Origin of the sequence: Acinetobacter sp. ACNIH2 (assembly GCF_002934965.1) — a bacterium.
Lineage (GTDB): Bacteria > Pseudomonadota > Gammaproteobacteria > Pseudomonadales > Moraxellaceae > Acinetobacter > Acinetobacter tandoii.
The window spans coordinates 1-17,598 of the sequence record NZ_CP026414.1 but is presented as its reverse complement, the minus strand read 5'-3'; the positions used below and the strand labels follow the sequence as shown (position 1 = coordinate 17,598).

At 36.6% G+C, this 17,598-nt stretch carries 18 protein-coding genes; 6 read left to right on the top strand and 12 right to left on the bottom strand.

Annotated features, from left to right (window positions below; all coding sequences use genetic code 11):
* Nucleotides 1–178: 178 nt before the first annotated feature.
* The 10 genes from C3F34_RS18355 to C3F34_RS18305 all read right to left on the bottom strand — a co-directional run bounded on the left by C3F34_RS18355 (nt 179) and on the right by C3F34_RS18305 (nt 9,604).
* On the bottom strand, nt 179–379 hold the full coding sequence (locus C3F34_RS18355) for a hypothetical protein (RefSeq protein WP_104442397.1): 201 nt from the start codon (nt 377–379) through the stop codon (nt 179–181).
* A 9-nt stretch (nt 380–388) separates the two neighbouring features.
* Nucleotides 389–1,054, bottom strand: coding sequence for a hypothetical protein (locus C3F34_RS18350; protein WP_104442396.1), 666 nt, complete (start codon nt 1,052–1,054; stop codon nt 389–391).
* Nucleotides 1,054–2,163: a tetratricopeptide repeat protein gene (locus C3F34_RS18345; protein WP_104442395.1), complete on the bottom strand. Its 1,110-nt coding sequence runs from the start codon at nt 2,161–2,163 to the stop codon at nt 1,054–1,056. The genes C3F34_RS18350 and C3F34_RS18345 overlap by 1 nt, the downstream gene beginning before the upstream one ends.
* 166 nt (nt 2,164–2,329) lie before the next feature.
* Nucleotides 2,330–2,593 carry a hypothetical protein gene (locus C3F34_RS18340; RefSeq protein WP_104442394.1) on the bottom strand — a complete coding sequence of 88 codons (264 nt, stop codon included), beginning with the start codon at nt 2,591–2,593 and terminating at the stop codon, nt 2,330–2,332.
* A gap of 820 nt (nt 2,594–3,413) precedes the next feature.
* The gene (locus C3F34_RS18330; RefSeq protein ID WP_034428019.1) at nt 3,414–3,623 is read right to left on the bottom strand and encodes a hypothetical protein; all 210 of its coding nucleotides are present in this window, start codon (nt 3,621–3,623) and stop codon (nt 3,414–3,416) included.
* A 96-nt stretch (nt 3,624–3,719) separates the two neighbouring features.
* Nucleotides 3,720–4,847, bottom strand: coding sequence for a hypothetical protein (locus tag C3F34_RS18325; RefSeq protein ID WP_104442398.1), 1,128 nt, complete (start codon nt 4,845–4,847; stop codon nt 3,720–3,722).
* Nucleotides 4,848–7,794: 2,947 nt separating this feature from the next.
* The gene (locus C3F34_RS18320) at nt 7,795–8,310 is read right to left on the bottom strand and encodes a plasmid replication DNA-binding protein (RefSeq protein ID WP_104442392.1); all 516 of its coding nucleotides are present in this window, start codon (nt 8,308–8,310) and stop codon (nt 7,795–7,797) included.
* A gap of 24 nt (nt 8,311–8,334) precedes the next feature.
* Nucleotides 8,335–8,664, bottom strand: coding sequence for a type II toxin-antitoxin system YafQ family toxin (locus C3F34_RS18315; RefSeq protein WP_104442391.1), 330 nt, complete (start codon nt 8,662–8,664; stop codon nt 8,335–8,337).
* Nucleotides 8,642–8,917 carry a type II toxin-antitoxin system RelB/DinJ family antitoxin gene (locus C3F34_RS18310; protein WP_104442390.1) on the bottom strand — a complete coding sequence of 92 codons (276 nt, stop codon included), beginning with the start codon at nt 8,915–8,917 and terminating at the stop codon, nt 8,642–8,644. The genes C3F34_RS18315 and C3F34_RS18310 overlap by 23 nt, the downstream gene beginning before the upstream one ends.
* 267 nt (nt 8,918–9,184) lie before the next feature.
* Nucleotides 9,185–9,604 (bottom strand): SMI1/KNR4 family protein, encoded by a 420-nt coding sequence (locus tag C3F34_RS18305; RefSeq protein ID WP_001180106.1) that lies wholly within the window; start codon nt 9,602–9,604, stop codon nt 9,185–9,187.
* A 139-nt stretch (nt 9,605–9,743) separates the two neighbouring features.
* On the opposite strand from C3F34_RS18305, the gene C3F34_RS18300 reads away from it, so the two are divergent.
* The 4 genes from C3F34_RS18300 (at nt 9,744) to C3F34_RS18285 (ending at nt 13,237) form a co-directional block, all read left to right on the top strand.
* Nucleotides 9,744–10,064 carry a type II toxin-antitoxin system RelE/ParE family toxin gene (locus tag C3F34_RS18300; RefSeq protein ID WP_000897307.1) on the top strand — a complete coding sequence of 107 codons (321 nt, stop codon included), beginning with the start codon at nt 9,744–9,746 and terminating at the stop codon, nt 10,062–10,064.
* Nucleotides 10,057–10,329 carry a NadS family protein gene (nadS, locus tag C3F34_RS18295; protein WP_000369781.1) on the top strand — a complete coding sequence of 91 codons (273 nt, stop codon included), beginning with the start codon at nt 10,057–10,059 and terminating at the stop codon, nt 10,327–10,329. Before C3F34_RS18300 ends, nadS begins: the two co-directional genes overlap by 8 nt.
* Before the next feature lie 492 nt (nt 10,330–10,821).
* Nucleotides 10,822–12,297, top strand: a complete 1,476-nt coding sequence (gene msr(E), locus C3F34_RS18290) for an ABC-F type ribosomal protection protein Msr(E) (RefSeq protein ID WP_000052512.1) — start codon at nt 10,822–10,824, stop codon at nt 12,295–12,297.
* 55 nt (nt 12,298–12,352) lie between these two features.
* The gene (locus tag C3F34_RS18285; RefSeq protein WP_000155092.1) at nt 12,353–13,237 is read left to right on the top strand and encodes an Mph(E) family macrolide 2'-phosphotransferase; all 885 of its coding nucleotides are present in this window, start codon (nt 12,353–12,355) and stop codon (nt 13,235–13,237) included.
* A 189-nt stretch (nt 13,238–13,426) separates the two neighbouring features.
* Here C3F34_RS18285 and C3F34_RS18280 read toward each other — a convergent pair whose 3' ends face one another.
* Nucleotides 13,427–14,038, bottom strand: coding sequence for a recombinase family protein (locus C3F34_RS18280; RefSeq protein WP_015060246.1), 612 nt, complete (start codon nt 14,036–14,038; stop codon nt 13,427–13,429).
* 225 nt (nt 14,039–14,263) lie between these two features.
* Nucleotides 14,264–15,451: a tetracycline efflux MFS transporter Tet(39) gene (gene tet(39), locus C3F34_RS18275; RefSeq protein WP_004856455.1), complete on the bottom strand. Its 1,188-nt coding sequence runs from the start codon at nt 15,449–15,451 to the stop codon at nt 14,264–14,266.
* Nucleotides 15,452–15,516: 65 nt separating this feature from the next.
* Between tet(39) and C3F34_RS18270 the strand changes: the two genes are divergently transcribed.
* The gene (locus tag C3F34_RS18270) at nt 15,517–16,158 is read left to right on the top strand and encodes a TetR/AcrR family transcriptional regulator C-terminal domain-containing protein (protein ID WP_004787586.1); all 642 of its coding nucleotides are present in this window, start codon (nt 15,517–15,519) and stop codon (nt 16,156–16,158) included.
* 751 nt (nt 16,159–16,909) lie between these two features.
* Nucleotides 16,910–17,590 carry a DUF3761 domain-containing protein gene (locus C3F34_RS18265; RefSeq protein WP_104442389.1) on the top strand — a complete coding sequence of 227 codons (681 nt, stop codon included), beginning with the start codon at nt 16,910–16,912 and terminating at the stop codon, nt 17,588–17,590.
* Nucleotides 17,591–17,598 lie beyond the last annotated feature (8 nt).

Here is a 17,598-nt window from a genome sequence, read left to right as displayed (position 1 = left end):
ATACTTCTGATTTAAAGCTTATCGTGCAATATGCGTAAAACTTAAAAACCAATAAAAACAGGAACTTCAAGTTCCTATTTTTCAGCTTCGTATAACGTGCATTATGTTAATTTTAGAGAAACTATAAAATGCCTGCAAAGTCAGTGGCTATTTAACCTCTACCTTAAATCCTTATTGTTTAATTATTCATAGATTTAATAAGTTCTAATGCTCGAAGCTTATCCACTGGCCCTAATCCACCATCAAAACCTAATTCATTTCCCAGAACTTTACCCGAATATTTATCAACTAATTCAGTGATATCTATCCCCTCCAATTCTAAGAATTTCACAACAGTTTGTAATGCAAACTCTACAAGGTACTTTGGATCGCTACTCATTTTTTTTACCTATAGTGATGATTTATCTATTTTCAAACAAGAAACACTTACTTTACTTGTTAGCAATTGTGATTTAACGAAGAAAGTAGTGTTCATTTTATTAGTGCCCATTTGTTTATATTGAGGCATAGCAGTATTGCATTCTTTTAGTGTTAAAAACTGCATAGAACTTTTTTCTGTCCAGCTTTGGACAACTAGTTTTGATTTGTTCAATAAAGAATACTTTGTAATAACAGCATATGGTTTATATATTAATCTAGGTTTAGTTTCATCAACATTACTTCTTTTAATTTGATCATTTACATCGTTTATTACGAGAATGGATCGGACTACCCGATTTTTGTCTTTTAGTTGTTCCTCAACAGTAATGATTTTCTCAAACCTAAAATTTTCATTAGTATCTTCAGGGAATTTACTTAAACTCTCATTGAAAATATAAGTGTCACCTACTTTCATTACATGACTCTTAGAAAAAATGCTTCGAATGTTTACAGCATTTGGGTCTTTATTTAAAAAGACATATTGATCTTCTAATGATGACTCATCATAGACACGAGGTGATGTAGATAAAGAAACTATATTGCCATCCGCATTATAGTTTTTATACATATCTGCATAGGTTAATTCGCTTATAGATAGAGATGCCAACAACATAAAATAGCCTAGTAACTTCATCAGAATTCGCCAAATCCTTTAAGTTTTAGCTTGGCTTCACCTGATCCTTGTTTGGCAGCAAGCTGATAATAATGTTTAGACTTCTCTTTAGAAAATAAACCGTAATACCCTTTATCATAAGCTTCAGCTAAAGTTAATTGAGCTACGAGAGAACCTGCGTCGGCAGCTGATTTTAGAAGGCTTGCAACTTCTTTTTTATAATATTCTTTGTCAAAGCCAGATTTTAAAAAATGCTGGGTATAAAGTGCAGCTAAATTCCATTTAGCGTGGTTATCATTTAGTTCAACTGATTTTTTATAATAAAAAATAGCCTTATTCAGATTAGCTGGGCTTGCATTATCAATAAAGTAATAATCTCCTAAGGTGCTATAAGCATCTCCACTTCCCAAGAGGCCTGCTTTTTCTAACAATTCTAAGCCCTTCTTCTCATCTTTAGCTAATCCATATTTATTACCATAAAGATATGCATTACCAAGCTTATTTAATGCATTTTTTTCATTTTTAGAAGCCGCATTTTGAATATAACTATAAGCTTTATCAGTATCTTTCTTTACGATATACCCATTTTCATAATAGAACGCTAATTCAGTATAAGCTTCAGGTGCATTAAGTTTAGCTGCCCATTGAAATGCTTTAATTGCATTTTCATCAAGATTTCCATCTGCAGATCTTTTTAACTTTCCATATTTAATAAGGCAGTCTTGATCTTCTAGGGTGTTTATACATGTAGATAAATAACTTAATGCCGTTATTTTATTTCTGTTTTCATAGTAGTCTGCCATATAGAGTAGAGATTCCTTATTATTTAAAGATGCTCCTTTTTTATACCAACTCCAAGCCTCCTGATGATTTTTCTTTAATCCCATACTTCCATCGTAATAGGCTTTTGCAATTTTACTGGCAGCATAGCCAGATCCATTTTCAGAGGCTTTATACAACCAAGATAAGGCTTCTCCTTCTCTACCTGAAAATTCATAAAATTTAGCTACTTCTTCTTGAGAAACTCTGTCACCTGTATTAGCTTTTTCTAATAAATTCTGGTCGATAGAAACTGAATGGGTGAAGGAGCTAATAGTAGAAAATAAAATAAAAAATATAGTTTTATTCATAACAATCAGTAATTTATTTAAATTATTTAAGTTATATCACAATTCTATAATACTTATTATTAGAATCTGACTTTTATAAGACTAATAGACACTCTTCAGTTAAATAAAATGGCTACTTAACATAAAATCTCTTATGCGAAATTTGAATTGTAAGTCCCAGTTAGCTTCAATCTTGGCTTACTTTACATTTTTTAATTTTAAAAGTTCCACGACTCGCTACTCGTTGAGCAAGTTCAGGATTACGCCCAGATAGGTGTTTAATCACAATTGGGGTTCGATTCGGCATTTTACTCACTAAGCTATTATTTTCGACATACAGCACTGTTCCCTGTTGAACTGCGGCAATAAAGCACTCTTGGAGTACACGAGCTGCTCTGCTAGCAATATCTGATTCATTGTCATCTTCATCAATTAGATCTACTGTTGACATAGTGCCGTACTCCCAATTAGCTGATATATGAATCATATTACAAGTCGGGTAGACAGGATAAAGAACTAGAGACCTTTCTACATATAATGCTCTGATCGACCACACAATAGCTTCTTTTCAAATCAAGGTAGGTATTATGTGTGATCTGAATTTTATATTTAATTTCAATTACTTACAAATGTTAATGTTTGAATTTTATTTTTACAATCTAAATACAATAATATTTAAAATCAAACACTTATATTTTATAAAAAATTTAAAGCTTAGCAACACACATCATAGCTACCTAATTTGACTTAATCAGGTAGCTATGATGTGTGTTGGTATTAACCATCTTATTTAATTTCAGTACTTTACTAACAATTTAACTATCTATAATTTTGATAATTTTTTATAAAGCCAGCAATCATCCGACACAAAATTTCTACCCATTTTTAATTCTGGATATTTAAAATCTGTAGAGAGTTCGTCATTCAAAAATTTAGCTGCCAGAGAACCAAATGAATCATATAATTTTTCAGAAATTAGAAAAAATGAATAGGCACTGCAATACTTGTGCTAAATCTTATGCACTTTTGACTTTGTTGACTCTAATCACTTTTTTTATCTATTTTTTTAATCATTTCACATTAGAAATTCTCTTTACAGACCCCAATGCCCTATTACCGGTGATCAAAATGGAAGCGTTGGCACTTGGGATAATGCACATTGTTTACTGCTTCTTTTTCAAATATGTCGATAAAAAACTTCAAATATTCGGCTTAGATTCAAATAATCTGAATGAATACATCCAGCGGAATCAGGCATTTTTCCAAAAATATTAAGGTATGGCTTCTCCAGTGGAACTCATGTCTTGTAATACATCAAAGACAAGTCTTTCAATGCCTGAGCGTGCTTTATCGCTGTCCGGATCTAGCCAGGACAGCGAAGGAAATTCGGCACAAAGGCCAACAAATTCTCGATCTTCGGCGGACCAGTTCACGCTAAATGAGTAACGGGCTTCAATCTTAAAATCGAAAAAAGCTTTCATATATTTTGCTGGGTGTTTGGCCTCACTCCTCAAGTCGTCAATTTCTTGGCGGCTGAGATAATCATCATCATCAGGATATTTCGGCATAGTTCACCTTCAGTCTTTAGTTTTTTGCTTATTCTGTTTGTTCAAATAGATCTGATCTGCATTTCTACAAGCCAGTTCAAACTGTTTAATGCTCATTGCCTTTTTCTTGGTAAATCGAACATAGTGCAGATGATCCGTGAAATACTTCTTGTTCAGCTTCTTATGATCAGGCTGTATCTGATTCAATATCTTTCGCACTCGGGCCTGTATTGAACCAATTTGAAATCGAGTTCCATGAAAATTCCCATGCGCCATCAAGCGTGCGCTAGCTTCTGCAAATTTCTCTATACTTTCTGGCGTAGTCTGGATCTTGTTTAATCTCTTTTCAAACTCACGTTTAGATCCATCTAAGAACTCCTGTGACAGATACCAGGTGAATCTGATCTTTTTTTGAGAATGCCGCTGAAAAAACTCCAGATGCTTTTTACGAACGCCACGTAATGCAGCGGTCAGCGCTTTCAACCGCTCGTTATAACTGACTTCAGGATCAAACTGAATCCCAAATCTTCGCAACAGGAATTCACTCACTGATGCCTGATTCCAATGCGTATGTTCATTCTCTAAAAAAGCAAATCCGAAAATCCGCTGAATACTTTCAAAACGTTTTTCTTCAAAGGCATTAAAAGGCTGAAACAGGCGGTAAACGTGCTTCCGGTTGCTATCAATGGTTTTCATCTGCTTCGCGTGCACATTAAAAATCACGCCAAAGCGTTCCGGATGATAATAGATCCGAGAAAACTGCGGTTTAAGATCCATAAAATCGATGTACTGTCCCAGTACATAATCCCCATAACGCAGCAGTTTTTCTTTTCTAGTCGTCAAAATACTATTCAACTTTTGCTTGCGTAGCATACTCGAATTCTGAGCCAGTATTTCTTGTAGCGTCAGCTTACTTCTTCGTGCTTCACGATAACCGGTGCTGAATAACCAGAACTGGAACACCTCACTTTTTGCCGGATCATAATTGATCACAAGACTCCACACTGGCTCCCCGTAGTCTGATTTTTTCTTACGCGCTTGCTCACCGATATCCAGACCATATTCCAAAATTAGCTTCGGAATCAGGTTTTGAAACTTCGAAAAAGGCACAACATCAGAAAACCAGAACTTTGCTTTTCCATTGGAAACGCATTGCATGATACTGAGCAGGCAGTCATTTTTTGTTGTTGTGTAGTAGATCATAAATCAACCAAAACCTGCGTTTTTTGCGGAAAGCATAAAAGTCTATCTTTTATTTTAAAGAATCACAAAACCATTTTTCACTAAAAATGGTTTTTTTTTAAGCGAAGATGGGTTTTCTGTAAATAAGAGTTCCTGTGGACCCGAGCAAACAGTTGTTTTTAGGTTTTTTGTGGCTTATTCTGTGCCTGCCAAATATGAATTTTTTGGGATCGATGTGATTCGTATCTGTCCCGAATTTTTCTAGACCCTTGTCATTGCGGTTTTATGTGTATACGTCAGCCAACGTATACTAAAACTCGCAAAGCTGCGTGCGTGAGAAATCTAGCTGGCGCGGCTATGACGGGCACTAGGTGGTGAAATTCCGCTTATTGACCCAATCCTGACTGCATATAAACGCAGGTCTGCTTTTAAGCTCACCAGTCGTAAATATGTAATCTATGTAATAGTTGGGCGACATAGAAACGGGAATCTAGGCGACTAGATCAAACCCTGTCTAATGGAGAGTGTGAGTAACTTCAAGGATTGATAGTTGCGTTAACAACACCTATTTCATGCTTCAATTTTTACGAAGGGCATGATGTATGGCGCACAGGTGGGCTGCTGAGAATATCGCGAGGTATTAGGGAGTTGAGGAGAAATCTGGAAACTTCGGTACTCAAGGATTAACTTGAATGACTTGTCGAGATGACATTTCAGGTTAGTTGGTGAGATCGCTGGATAGCTCAAGCCTGTAACGGTGACACGTAGAACGTTATGTCACTCAGAAATTAAGACTGCATTGATTAAGTTCATTGCGGTCTTTTTTATTTTTTAGTGATTTAAACATAGCGAAGATGTTGCTTTGCGTAGGTCAAGTGCTTTACCCACAATGAAGTCGAATAACGGTGAATAATACGGGTTTTTGGAACTCTTACCGTAGAACAACGGAATCGCTGTTATTTTGTGGAGTGGATAAGCGTACTGATCGTTTATTAATACTGGTTTACTTTTATTAATGAACAAAGACCATTATGACTAATATGGGAATCTCTCAAGTCGATCATTATACAAGGTGGCTCCTTGATATAGACTTTTGAAGCGAAAACCTGCCTTGAGTGGGGAATAAGTTTTGATTAATGAGAGAGGGAGAATTGTTGAGTAGATTCTGTATCGAACCTTGATACAGATCCAGTCACTTCGAGCGAATAAAAACGTAAGCGGTGATGAAGCGAAAGACAATGCGGGAAATATTTAAAACCACTGACAAGGGTTTTTAAAGTGAGGTGTGGCAGCCTCGGTATCTATGAAATGGTACGAACTTTTTTGGCGTGGAAGAAAATCAAAATGATTATTTCAATTATTAACGTGGCTGTTAGTAGTTGTGATATTTGATGATTATTCAGTAAGAAGCATGAACGGTGGCTCCGTTGTTGGTTCACGCCAACCAAATATCTTAGTTATTAATCCAAACTTTAAAGTTGAATTAATCGCTACTAGCTATTTTTTTTAGCGGTGACGTTATGAAGCAGTCAAGTTGTTTTACTAGCGGAATAGTGTTTTAGCGGTGATGTATTCTTTCCTGAATTTTCATCTAGCGGTCCAAATGTGACTTAGCGGTGACGATTGAATTTGATGGTTGAATATTAGCGGACCTGTACTTAGCGGTGATGGAAAACATCTTGCTTCGTAACTAGCGGAAAAGTGGTATTAGAAAGTCGTAGTTGTGGAACTAAAACACAACCGAAGTTTGTCTTAAACTTAGTGGTGATGACAGTCGGGCATAAGCTGTCTGAACGGTTTGAGATTCGCTTCCTTTGCTATGCAAAGAGAATGTCACAAGTTGATAACTGTGAAAACGTACCAATACGTTCTATTGGCGTTAGGCGGTAACGTGAAACTCCAACATAAGCCCTGTTCCAAGTTTATTGGACAGGGCTTTCCTATTTTGCTCTCATTTGCTCTATAAGCAACTTTAATAACAACAAGTACGTAAGATTAAAAAAATAGTTAATCGAGCTAAAAACCCCTATTTTTTGCGTTTAAACAATATATTCAAATTATCTAAACAAATTACACCTAATCTACTAAATGCTCTCACTCTCTCAAGTCCCCCACATCCCTCGCTTTGCTCGGGCTGATGGTGAACGTTGAGAGAGTTTCGGCAATACTCACCCTAAGAGAGGCCATTAAAAAATGACTTATCCCTTAAGTATTGCCGATTAACCTGATTGGGCTGACGGAGCCACGCATCGGTCGTATCCGCACATAGTTTTGCTGACTATGCAGACAAGGACTAAAAGTTTTGCACCTCTCTCCACGCGCTCCCTGTCGTTACACGGCTATATCTCTGCGAGGGTTTCCCCAACATGCAACTTAACAGTCCTATGCAACTACTCCCAACGCTCCGCTTATGTGAAGTTCCCCTGTAGCGGTTTAGCCTTTCGACTATAGCCACATAACGCCAGTGACACTTATTCCTACCACACGTTATGCGTGTCCACCGTAAAACGGACACACAGAAGCTGACAAAGCCCGAACAAAAACATTTTGTTGCTTAATTGATGAACGATAACATGGTGATTAACGAAGATTTTTCATTTTAGCGCTTGTATTTTTTTCATAGTTTTCTAAAATAGAAAGTGGTACAAGGCCTTTGGTGAAATCATAACGGTCGTCAAACCTTATGATCTTCGTTAGTGGATGTCTCACCATCAACTAACTGCGTACCCATAGATTAAACAAAAGTGGTGTAAAGATTCAAGTCTTTGCGCCACTTTTTTTTATTTATTTTCAAGCATATACCGCAGACTAGCAATACTATTATTTTTAATAAATATTTGTCTCGACTAGCTTAAAAAGATCTCGTTTACACCTATTTTTATTAAAAATAAAATGATTGAAGGTCTTAAAAGTTAAAGAAGGATCAACCACCAAAAAGCCGTTTAAAGAACCCTTTCTTCTCTTCTATTTGTGGTTCATTTTGAGGTGTTTCTACCTGTTCCTTAGGCTGTTTTTCCTGTTCATCAAAACTGTTTCCACCTGTTTCGGGTACTGTTTCCACTGTTTCTACACTGGATAAGTTTCCCTTGTATGTAATCATCAGCTTATAGTCATCGAAATCTTTTCTAACACTTGATATCTCTTGCTTTAGGAACTCTTTGTCCTGTTTTAATTCTTTAACTTGCTCGCGTAATTCTCTCAGTAAATCCTCGTTGTTTCCGCTGTTTCCAGAAACAGGTTGGGTACTGTTTTCGGAAACAGGGTGAGAAACAGATTTTTTCGATGAACCAAACACTCGAATCATGTCCTGGGCATCAATAACTTGTACACCATCATGATTTTTTTGTGGTGTTAGATCACCACGTTTAATCGCTTTATAAATTGTGGTGCGTCCCACCTTGAACTGTTTTGATGCTTCAACAATAGTAAGTAAGGACATATCTTTTTCCTAAGATTTTAATTCTTAAAATAGTTCGCTATGCGTTCCTGCACGAACAAAAACAATCATATCGAACTTAGAAAGCGACTCAATACGATAGACCAGTAGAAAATCTCCACCGACGTGTAATTCACGGCAGTTTTTCCATTGGTTTCCATTTAAGGCATGATCAAGCCATTCTGCCCCTAAAGGCTCATCATTAGCGATTAAAAGCATCATGACTTCCTTCAACTTCCCCATGTCGTAGCGACCACTGCGAGAAAGCCGTTGCCAATCTGCTAGAAACTCTTTGGTGTAATCCGATGATCTTGGTAAAACGGCACGTTTCGATTTAGCTGTTTTTTTCGAGGTCATTGAACAAGTCTTCTACATTATCAAAACGGGCTTTTTTTGCTTGGATTAGTTCATCTGCTTCATTCAGGGCTGAAACGGTCTTGGCGTTAGGTACACGGACATCAAACGGTATTGCTTGTTCTGCCACTACACGAGTTAAAAAGATCCGTACAGCATCAGAAACAGACATACCCATTGATTTTAAGGCCTGTTGTGCTTGAAGCTTAGTATCATCATCAATTCGAACGTGCAGCATTGAGGTTTGAGAAGTCATATCTTCACCTTAATGTTATGTAACTCAATTGAGATACATAATAGCATATTTTTAATTTTATAAAGCTACCGTATTAAGCTTTTATTTGTAAAATCTGCTAATCAAACTCGTGGAACATTGATCAAATAGTAAGCGTGGAACATGAATAATCCATAAAAAAGCCCAATCGGGTGTGACTGGGCTTTCAACATCAGCATAAAACTATGATTTATATGAAATAAAAATTTGCATTTCGTATAAGGTGTATTATGTTAATTTTAGAAATTCTTAATTTCCATCTATCCAAACTTGCTTGATCCAATCTGCTAAATCTTCCCACTGCTCATCGCTATATCCATCTGCTGTCCAATATCTAATTTTATGATTAGGAGATAGGCAATAATAACTACCATTATCTTCACAAATAGGTAGCCAATCTTCTGGCAGACCTTGCTCCCTAGCATCATTTAATATCTGAGATAGCCCTCGATAGCATTCTTTCTCATCTGTAAGAGACGCTAATTCAATTGTTCCATAAAAGATATTGCTAATCTCTTTCAAAACTTTTTTATAATCTTTTGGAAAAATAAAACCTATTTTTCGTTCATAAGCAGATATGAAAATATCATCAGGTAGTTCTATGTTTAGACGACTATTCCCAGATAGTTCTTTTAATTCTTGAATAATGTTATCAAGCTTATTTTGCATATACATTCTGCTCTATCGCATTAAAGTTCTTACTACAATTTAACATAATGGCTGTTATGCGAAACGAGATCTACCAGCTCTCGTTTTTTGTTATGGAAACTGCTAAAATTCAAATACGCCATTGACGTATAAAGAGTCCATGTTATTTATTGAAACCAGCATCTTTACCAAGCAAATTAAAGACCTTGTATCTGATGAGGAATATCGTCAACTTCAGCAAGATCTTTTGGTACAGCCTGATAGAGGTGACCTAATCAAGAATGGCGGTGGTATTCGCAAAGTACGTTGTGCTCAAGGTAACAAAGGGAAAAGTGGTGGGATACGGGTGATTTATTATTGGGTCACCGAGGATGATCAGATCTTTTTCTTAGTGGCTTATCCAAAATCAGTAAAAGATAATTTAACAGATAAGGAAACCGCCATTCTGCACCAACTCGTGAAGGAGCAATTTCATGGATAACAACTTATTTGATGACTTGGTTGCTTCAATCAAAGAAGCTGGAGCTATCAAACGTAAAGAAGTTAAAGCAAGCCGAGTTACAGAACTCGAATTGCCTGATATTAAAGAAGTACGTGAAAAAACTGGCTTGAGCCAAAATGAATTTGCTGCACGTCTACATATTAGCCCCCGTACCCTGCAAAATTGGGAACAGGGACGACGCTATCCAACTGGACCAGCAGCTACATTGATTCGAATTTTAGATGCTCACCCAAGCCTTATTTGAAAAAATTACTTAAAAAATGGGAGCTTAAGGCTCCCATTTTTATTTCGTATAAGGTGTATTATGTTAATTTTAGAAAATCTTCACTACTATTATTTTAAAATAAGCCTTATATCCAAGCATAAAACAAGGTTGTCTAGACTTCTTTTAACAGTAAAGTTATCATAAAACTGAATTTTATTTTTTAGGTAAGTTTATGCATTCTATCCGCATTCGTTAAGACACAACTATTTGCATAGTGACACTATTTTATAATGGTGGGCTTTTGTTGTGTCTTTAAGAATATATGCGGATATATAAAGTAAAAGTATGCTTAATTTATAAGTATGCTTTTAGTGCATAGTTTCCAGTTATAACTTAATTGACTAGCTATTTGTCCACCCTGTGGATGAATAGCTTTTTTTTTGGGAGGACACTGTGATGCTAGCTTTTGTTTTCACCTAAATCCTGTTTGCTGCATAAAAAATTTCAAGAGCTAAACAGGAGTAAATAAAAATGAGTTTAATTATTAAAGCGAGAAACATACGCTTGGATTATGCTGGGCGTGATGTTTTGGATATTGATGAATTGGAAATTCACTCTTATGACCGTATTGGTCTTGTGGGTGATAACGGAGCAGGAAAGAGTAGTTTACTCAAAGTACTTAATGGCGAAATTGTTTTAGCCGAAGCGACATTACAGCGTTTTGGTGATTTTGCACATATCAGCCAACTGGGCGGAATCGAAATAGAAACGGTCGAAGACCGGGCAATGTTATCTCGCCTTGGTGTTTCCAATGTACAAAACGACACAATGAGTGGCGGAGAGGAAACTCGTGCAAAAATTGCTGCCGCATTTTCCCAACAAGTACATGGCATTCTAGCGGATGAACCAACCAGCCACCTTGATCTCAATGGAATAGATCTACTTATTGGTCAACTTAAAGCATTTGATGGAGCATTACTTGTTATCAGTCATGACCGATATTTTCTTGATATGGTTGTAGACAAGATATGGGAGTTAAAAGACGGTAAAATTACGGAATATTGGGGTGGTTACTCGGATTACTTGCGTCAAAAAGAAGAAGAGCGACAACACCAAGCCGTAGAATATGAGCTGATGATGAAGGAACGGGAGCGATTAGAATCTGCTGTGCAAGAAAAACGCCAGCAAGCTAATCGATTAGACAATAAGAAAAAAGGAGAAAAATCCAAAAACTCTACCGAAAGTGCTGGACGACTTGGGCATGCAAAAATGACTGGCACCAAGCAAAGAAAACTGTATCAGGCAGCTAAGAGTATGGAAAAGCGTTTGGCTGCATTAGAAGATATTCAAGCACCAGAGCATTTGCGTTCTATTCGTTTTCGTCAAAGTTCAGCCCTAGAACTGCACAATAAGTTCCCGATTACGGCAGATGGTCTGAGCTTAAAATTTGGTAGCCGTACTATCTTTGATGACGCTAACTTTATAATACCGCTTGGCGCTAAAGTCGCTATAACTGGATCGAATGGAACAGGGAAAACGTCCTTGTTAAAAATGATATCAGAACGTGCTGATGGATTAACCATATCTCCAAAAGCTGAAATTGGCTACTTTACACAAACAGGATATAAATTTAACACGCATAAATCTGTGCTCTCCTTTATGCAGGAAGAGTGCGAGTACACAGTTGCGGAAATTCGTGCAGTATTGGCTTCAATGGGGATCGGAGCGAATGATATTCAAAAAAACTTATCCGACTTATCGGGAGGTGAAATCATCAAACTGCTTTTATCCAAAATGCTTTTAGGAAAATATAATATTTTGCTTATGGATGAACCAGGAAACTATCTTGACCTAAAAAGTATTGCCGCATTAGAAACAATGATGAAGTCCTATGCAGGAACTATTATCTTCGTATCTCATGACAAGCAATTGGTCGATAATATTGCTGACATTATCTACGAGATCAAAGACCACAAAATCATCAAGACTTTTGAGAGAGATTGTTAATGATAGCCAATCTAATCCGAACATTAATTATTGAACTCTTTAAAGGAAATTAAAAATGACAATTCAAGATATTCAATCACTTGCTGAAGCACACGGCTTGTTGCTTACGGACAAAATGAATTTCAATGAAATGGGCATTGATTTTAAGGTCGTTTTTGCTCTTGATACAAAGGGGCAACAATGGTTGCTGCGTATTCCTCGTCGTGATGGCATGAGGGAACAAATCAAGAAAGAAAAACGCATTTTAGAATTGGTAAAAAAACATCTTTCTGTAGAGGTTCCTGATTGGAGAATTTCATCTACAGAATTAGTGGCTTATCCCATACTTAAAGATAATCCTGTTTTAAATTTGGATGCTGAAACCTATGAAATAATTTGGAATATGGACAAAGATAGCCCGAAATACATAACATCTTTGGCAAAAACCTTATTTGAAATCCATAGTATTCCTGAAAAAGAAGTTCGGGAAAATGATTTGAAAATTATGAAACCTTCAGATTTAAGACCTGAAATAGCAAACAATTTGCAGTTAGTAAAATCTGAAATTGGTATAAGTGAGCAATTGGAAACCCGCTACAGAAAATGGTTGGATAATGATGTTCTATGGGCAGATTTCACCCAATTTATACATGGCGATTTATATGCTGGGCATGTACTAGCTTCAAAGGATGGAGCTGTTTCAGGCGTTATTGATTGGTCAACAGCCCATATAGATGACCCAGCGATTGATTTTGCTGGGCATGTAACTTTGTTTGGAGAAGAAAGCCTCAAAACTCTAATCATCGAGTATGAAAAACTAGGGGGTAAAGTTTGGAATAAACTATATGAACAGACTTTAGAAAGAGCAGCGGCCTCTCCTTTGATGTATGGTTTATTTGCCTTAGAAACTCAAAATGAAAGCCTTATCGTTGGAGCAAAAGCTCAGTTGGGAGTTATATAATTTAAAAATATGATTGCTGAGAACTGCCTTGTTTTGAAACTTGGTTGGCTTTAATTAGTTTTTAGTATTCTTTATAGAAAATGCCTCGATCAAGGGGCATTTCTAACAATCATTTAACATAAAATTTCTTATGTGAAGTAACCTGAATGCAGCGGTGCCCCATTGGGGGCGCGTTGAGATAAGCCTCTTTTAGATAACTTTAGCAACTCGATAGACAGTTGCAACTCCACAATTCACTGCTTTGGCAATTTCTTCCTTAGTCATATTGCCAACTACTAGCAATTCTTTTATTCGTTTATGTTTAGCCTCATTTGCCTTCTTGCCTGTTGGTTTGTAACCCGAACGTGCCAGGCCCTGCTTAATACGTTCTATACGTTTCTCATTGTCTAGGCGGGCCATTGTTGCCAGAAGATCAATCAACATATTGTTGATGAGTTCCAAGATTGAATGAGTAATGCTGTCACTGGTTTGAATCATTTGGTAGGTAGTAGGAAGATCTGCTACGACTAAACGAAGTCCCTTCTCCTGGATCCTGCGCTTCAGCTCTTGAAAATCTCGTTGGGTTAGGCGTGATAAGCGGTCAATACTTTCAACTAACAATGTGTCACCTTGATTTGCTTCTGACAGTAGCTTATTCAATTCAGGTCGGTCTAACTTCGTACCACTATAGTTTTCCACGTACACAATGGTTTCACCCAAATTCAAGTTTTGGTTTAGATCCTGAAGAATCTGCAAAGCCCTTTCTGCATCTTGATCTTTAGTTGAAGCTCGTAGATAAATACGTGTATTCATTTCTATCATTTAATCTTAATTCTATTAGATTAATGATAATACTATCATTTAATTATTGCATTAAGTCTAATGATAGATATTGTATGCGATTTGGCTCGCTATCATTCAGGTATAGTCTTTTGATAAAAAAAGCATGACTAAAAGCCATGCCTTGGGAATTCGTATAACGTGTATTATGTTAATTTTAGATAAACTATAGAATCCATTAGTTTTTAAACCAATAAATTAAATATTTTATGGAACTCCAGAATATTTATTCAGGCGATACTTAAGCAATAAGGGTAGGGTGATTACATAAAGTATTGCAGCTAATGCCCATACCATTCCAGGAGCTGATGCCTGAGTCATAAAATAGAGGCTAGTAACTAATACAGGACCAATTATAGCCCCCAGACTATTAAAACTGCTTAATAGCCCTTGTAATTCACCTTGTCTTTCATCACTAATACCTCTGGACATCATTGCTTGCAAAGCAGGAACGGCTACTCCACCAAGGGCAAACAATGGTAACAACGCAAAAGGCACCCATTCTTCAACAGCAATAGATAAAAGAAGTAAACCAATTGCATCGCAAGCTATTCCACATAACAACGTATTTTTCTCTCCAAACCTCTTTACCATAGGGGCGATAGCAAAAGCCTGTGCAATAGAATGGCATATTCCATAACTAGCAAGGGAAACACCTGCAATAAATATACTCCAGCCATAACGATCCTGCCCATAGATAACCCATAAAGTTGCGGGGACTTGTGAAACCAATGTGATAATTAAAAAGATACCAAGCAATGGAGCCATATTAGGTTGAGTGATCAAATAGGATAATTTCTTTAATATTGATTGCTCCTGAACCTTCTCAGTCATTTTATTGCTGTGTTTTGATTCTTTTAATAAGACTGCTGTCATTATTAAATTAATCCCATTCATAAAAGCAGCAGCAAAGAACGGTGCATGTAAGTTCCATTCACCCAAAACTCCACCTATTACCGGACCCGCTATAAACCCAATACCAAAGACAGCTCCAAGGAGACCAAACCTTTTTGCACGCTCATGGGCTGGAGTAATATCTGAAACATAAGCTGTTGCAACAGCCATGTTGGCACCTGTAATTCCCGCAAAAATACGACCAATATATAGCCACAATAGAGAAGGAGCAGCAGCCATTAGGAGATAATCAGCCGTTGCACCAGCAATTGAAATAATTAATACAGGTCGACGTCCAAATCGGTCACTCAACGCTCCAAGGATAGGTGCAAAAATGAACTGCATCAGAGCATACACAGCTAATAAAGCACCATAGTGAACACCGCCTGCTTCAGCTCCAGCCAATGACCGTAATAATTCAGGCAAGATCGGCATAATTAAACCAATCCCAACAGCATCCAGAAATATAGTGATTAAAATCACGCTCAATGATTTCTTCACAAATGCCTTCTCTAGCAATGATAGAATTAATATTCTCTCACACACTCCCTATCAGTGATAGATTTATGAGTAAAAAAGATATTGCACCTCAACGTCTGACACGTGAAATAGTCCTGCGTACCGCATTGGATATGTTGAATGAAGAAGGCATAGATTCAATAACCACACGCAAGCTAGCTCAACGATTGGGTATTAAATCTCCAACTCTATATTGGCATTTCAAGAATAAATCCTTGTTAATGGAAGCAATGGCGGAAACCATTATAAATGAACACCATTTAGTTTCTTTACCCATCGATGGGATGACATGGCAAGATTGGTTGCTCGCTAATTCTGTAAGCTTTCGTCGAGCACTACTAGCTTACCGTGATGGTGCTCGTCTACATGCAAGAACTAGCCCCAGTCAAGGACATTTCAACACGATTGAGGCCCAAGTTGCGCTGTTATCTCATGCTGGGTTTTCTCCTGTTGAAGCAGTTGCATTACTTATGACATTAGGAAGGTTTATTGTTGGGTGGGTCCTTGAGGAGCAGCAAGAAGAAATAAGATCAGACCCACCATTCGAAGCCGATCCAACTATATATCCACTCATGCTCCAAGGAGTGAATACCTTACAAAATATGAATGCGGATGACATTTTTGAAAATGGGATTCGTATGGTGATTATCGGTGCTGAAAGACAACTTGATATTAAAATGCAAACTTAACTCTATACTGCTTTAAGCAACTGTTCTATTTAGTAATAAAGCTTTTATCCTTAATTATTTAACATAATAGAGCTTATACGAAATGCTTTTTAAAATATCCTTGTTTTTCATATAGTTAAAAATTTTTCATCCCCCTAAAAAACCACAAAAAACCGACTGGGAAACAAGTCGGTTTCTTTTTAAGCAAAACTGTAACTTTTAGCCAATAAAATTGATCAAAAAACATTCGTTTTTACATTTTTTCCTGATTTCTCAAGGGTCACAGTTCAGAAATAATCCCCAATTTCTGCGGACAACTCTTGGGATAAAACAGGCCAACTTTGTAAGCTAAAACTTACACAGATTTAAGGTTTTTGCGGATTGGTAATCAAAGGCATTAGCCCTATGATGAATACATAAGGGAACTGGATGTTTCCAGAAAACAAGAATAAGAAAATAGCGCAAGGAATGGGCAGCACGAGATCAGTAAGATTAGCAACCCGATATGAAAAAGCCCGACAGGATGTCGGGCTTTTTTATTATCTAAATTTAATTTAGGTTTATTTTTACTTGTTTATTCTCAATAATCTCACTTTGTATGGTCTTAGATATATAAGTGCAAATAAATTTAAATTAGCACGTGTTTATTTAGCGAAATTGAATATAAATTACTTAGGTTTTTAAGAAATAACTAAGATTTAAGAATGATTTTATTTGACAAAAATAATAAGTGAATAATAATCCATACTATCTAATTTTCAGATAATTTCACATGATAGATATAAACAAAAAAATTTTAAAAAAAATTATATCTATATGTATTTTAACAATTTTCAATATCGGATGCGTTTCATTAGAATCCCAATCAGTAAGTCTAAAAACACAAGATAAAAAAATAACCAGTGAAACTGTACTCTTAGAAGAAAAGGATTCTATAAATCAGCTTTTGCAAAAAGTACCAGAGCCGCTAGAAGTAAAGATTATAGGGTATGTAAATAGAGACCTTCTGCAGATTTTTTCTTCCCCAAACCGATCAGTAGTAGTTAATCATGTAACTAGGGGAACTAGAGTATTAATTTTTGATACATCAGGGAACCTAGCCAATATTTCAGCAGATATTGAATATCCTTATTGGGTAGATTTAGCAGGGATATGTTTCACGGAAAATTGTTGGAAGCAAGAAAATACACCCACAGTAAAATCATCAGTAAATACACGTAAGACTTCTCCCAGCCTAATTACGCAACCTAAATCCTCTACTCAACATAACAGAATCAGTTCAAACCAAGGAAAAGGCTATACAAACGTAGATGGAAAGTACGTTCCAAGTCCTCGGAAAGCAAATAAGCAACCTTCTAATGCAACAGCGAAGTGTAGAGATGGGACTTGGTCTTTTAGCTTGAATAGGAGAGGTACTTGTTCTGGCCATGGTGGAGTAGATAACTGGCTTTAGAACTTAGA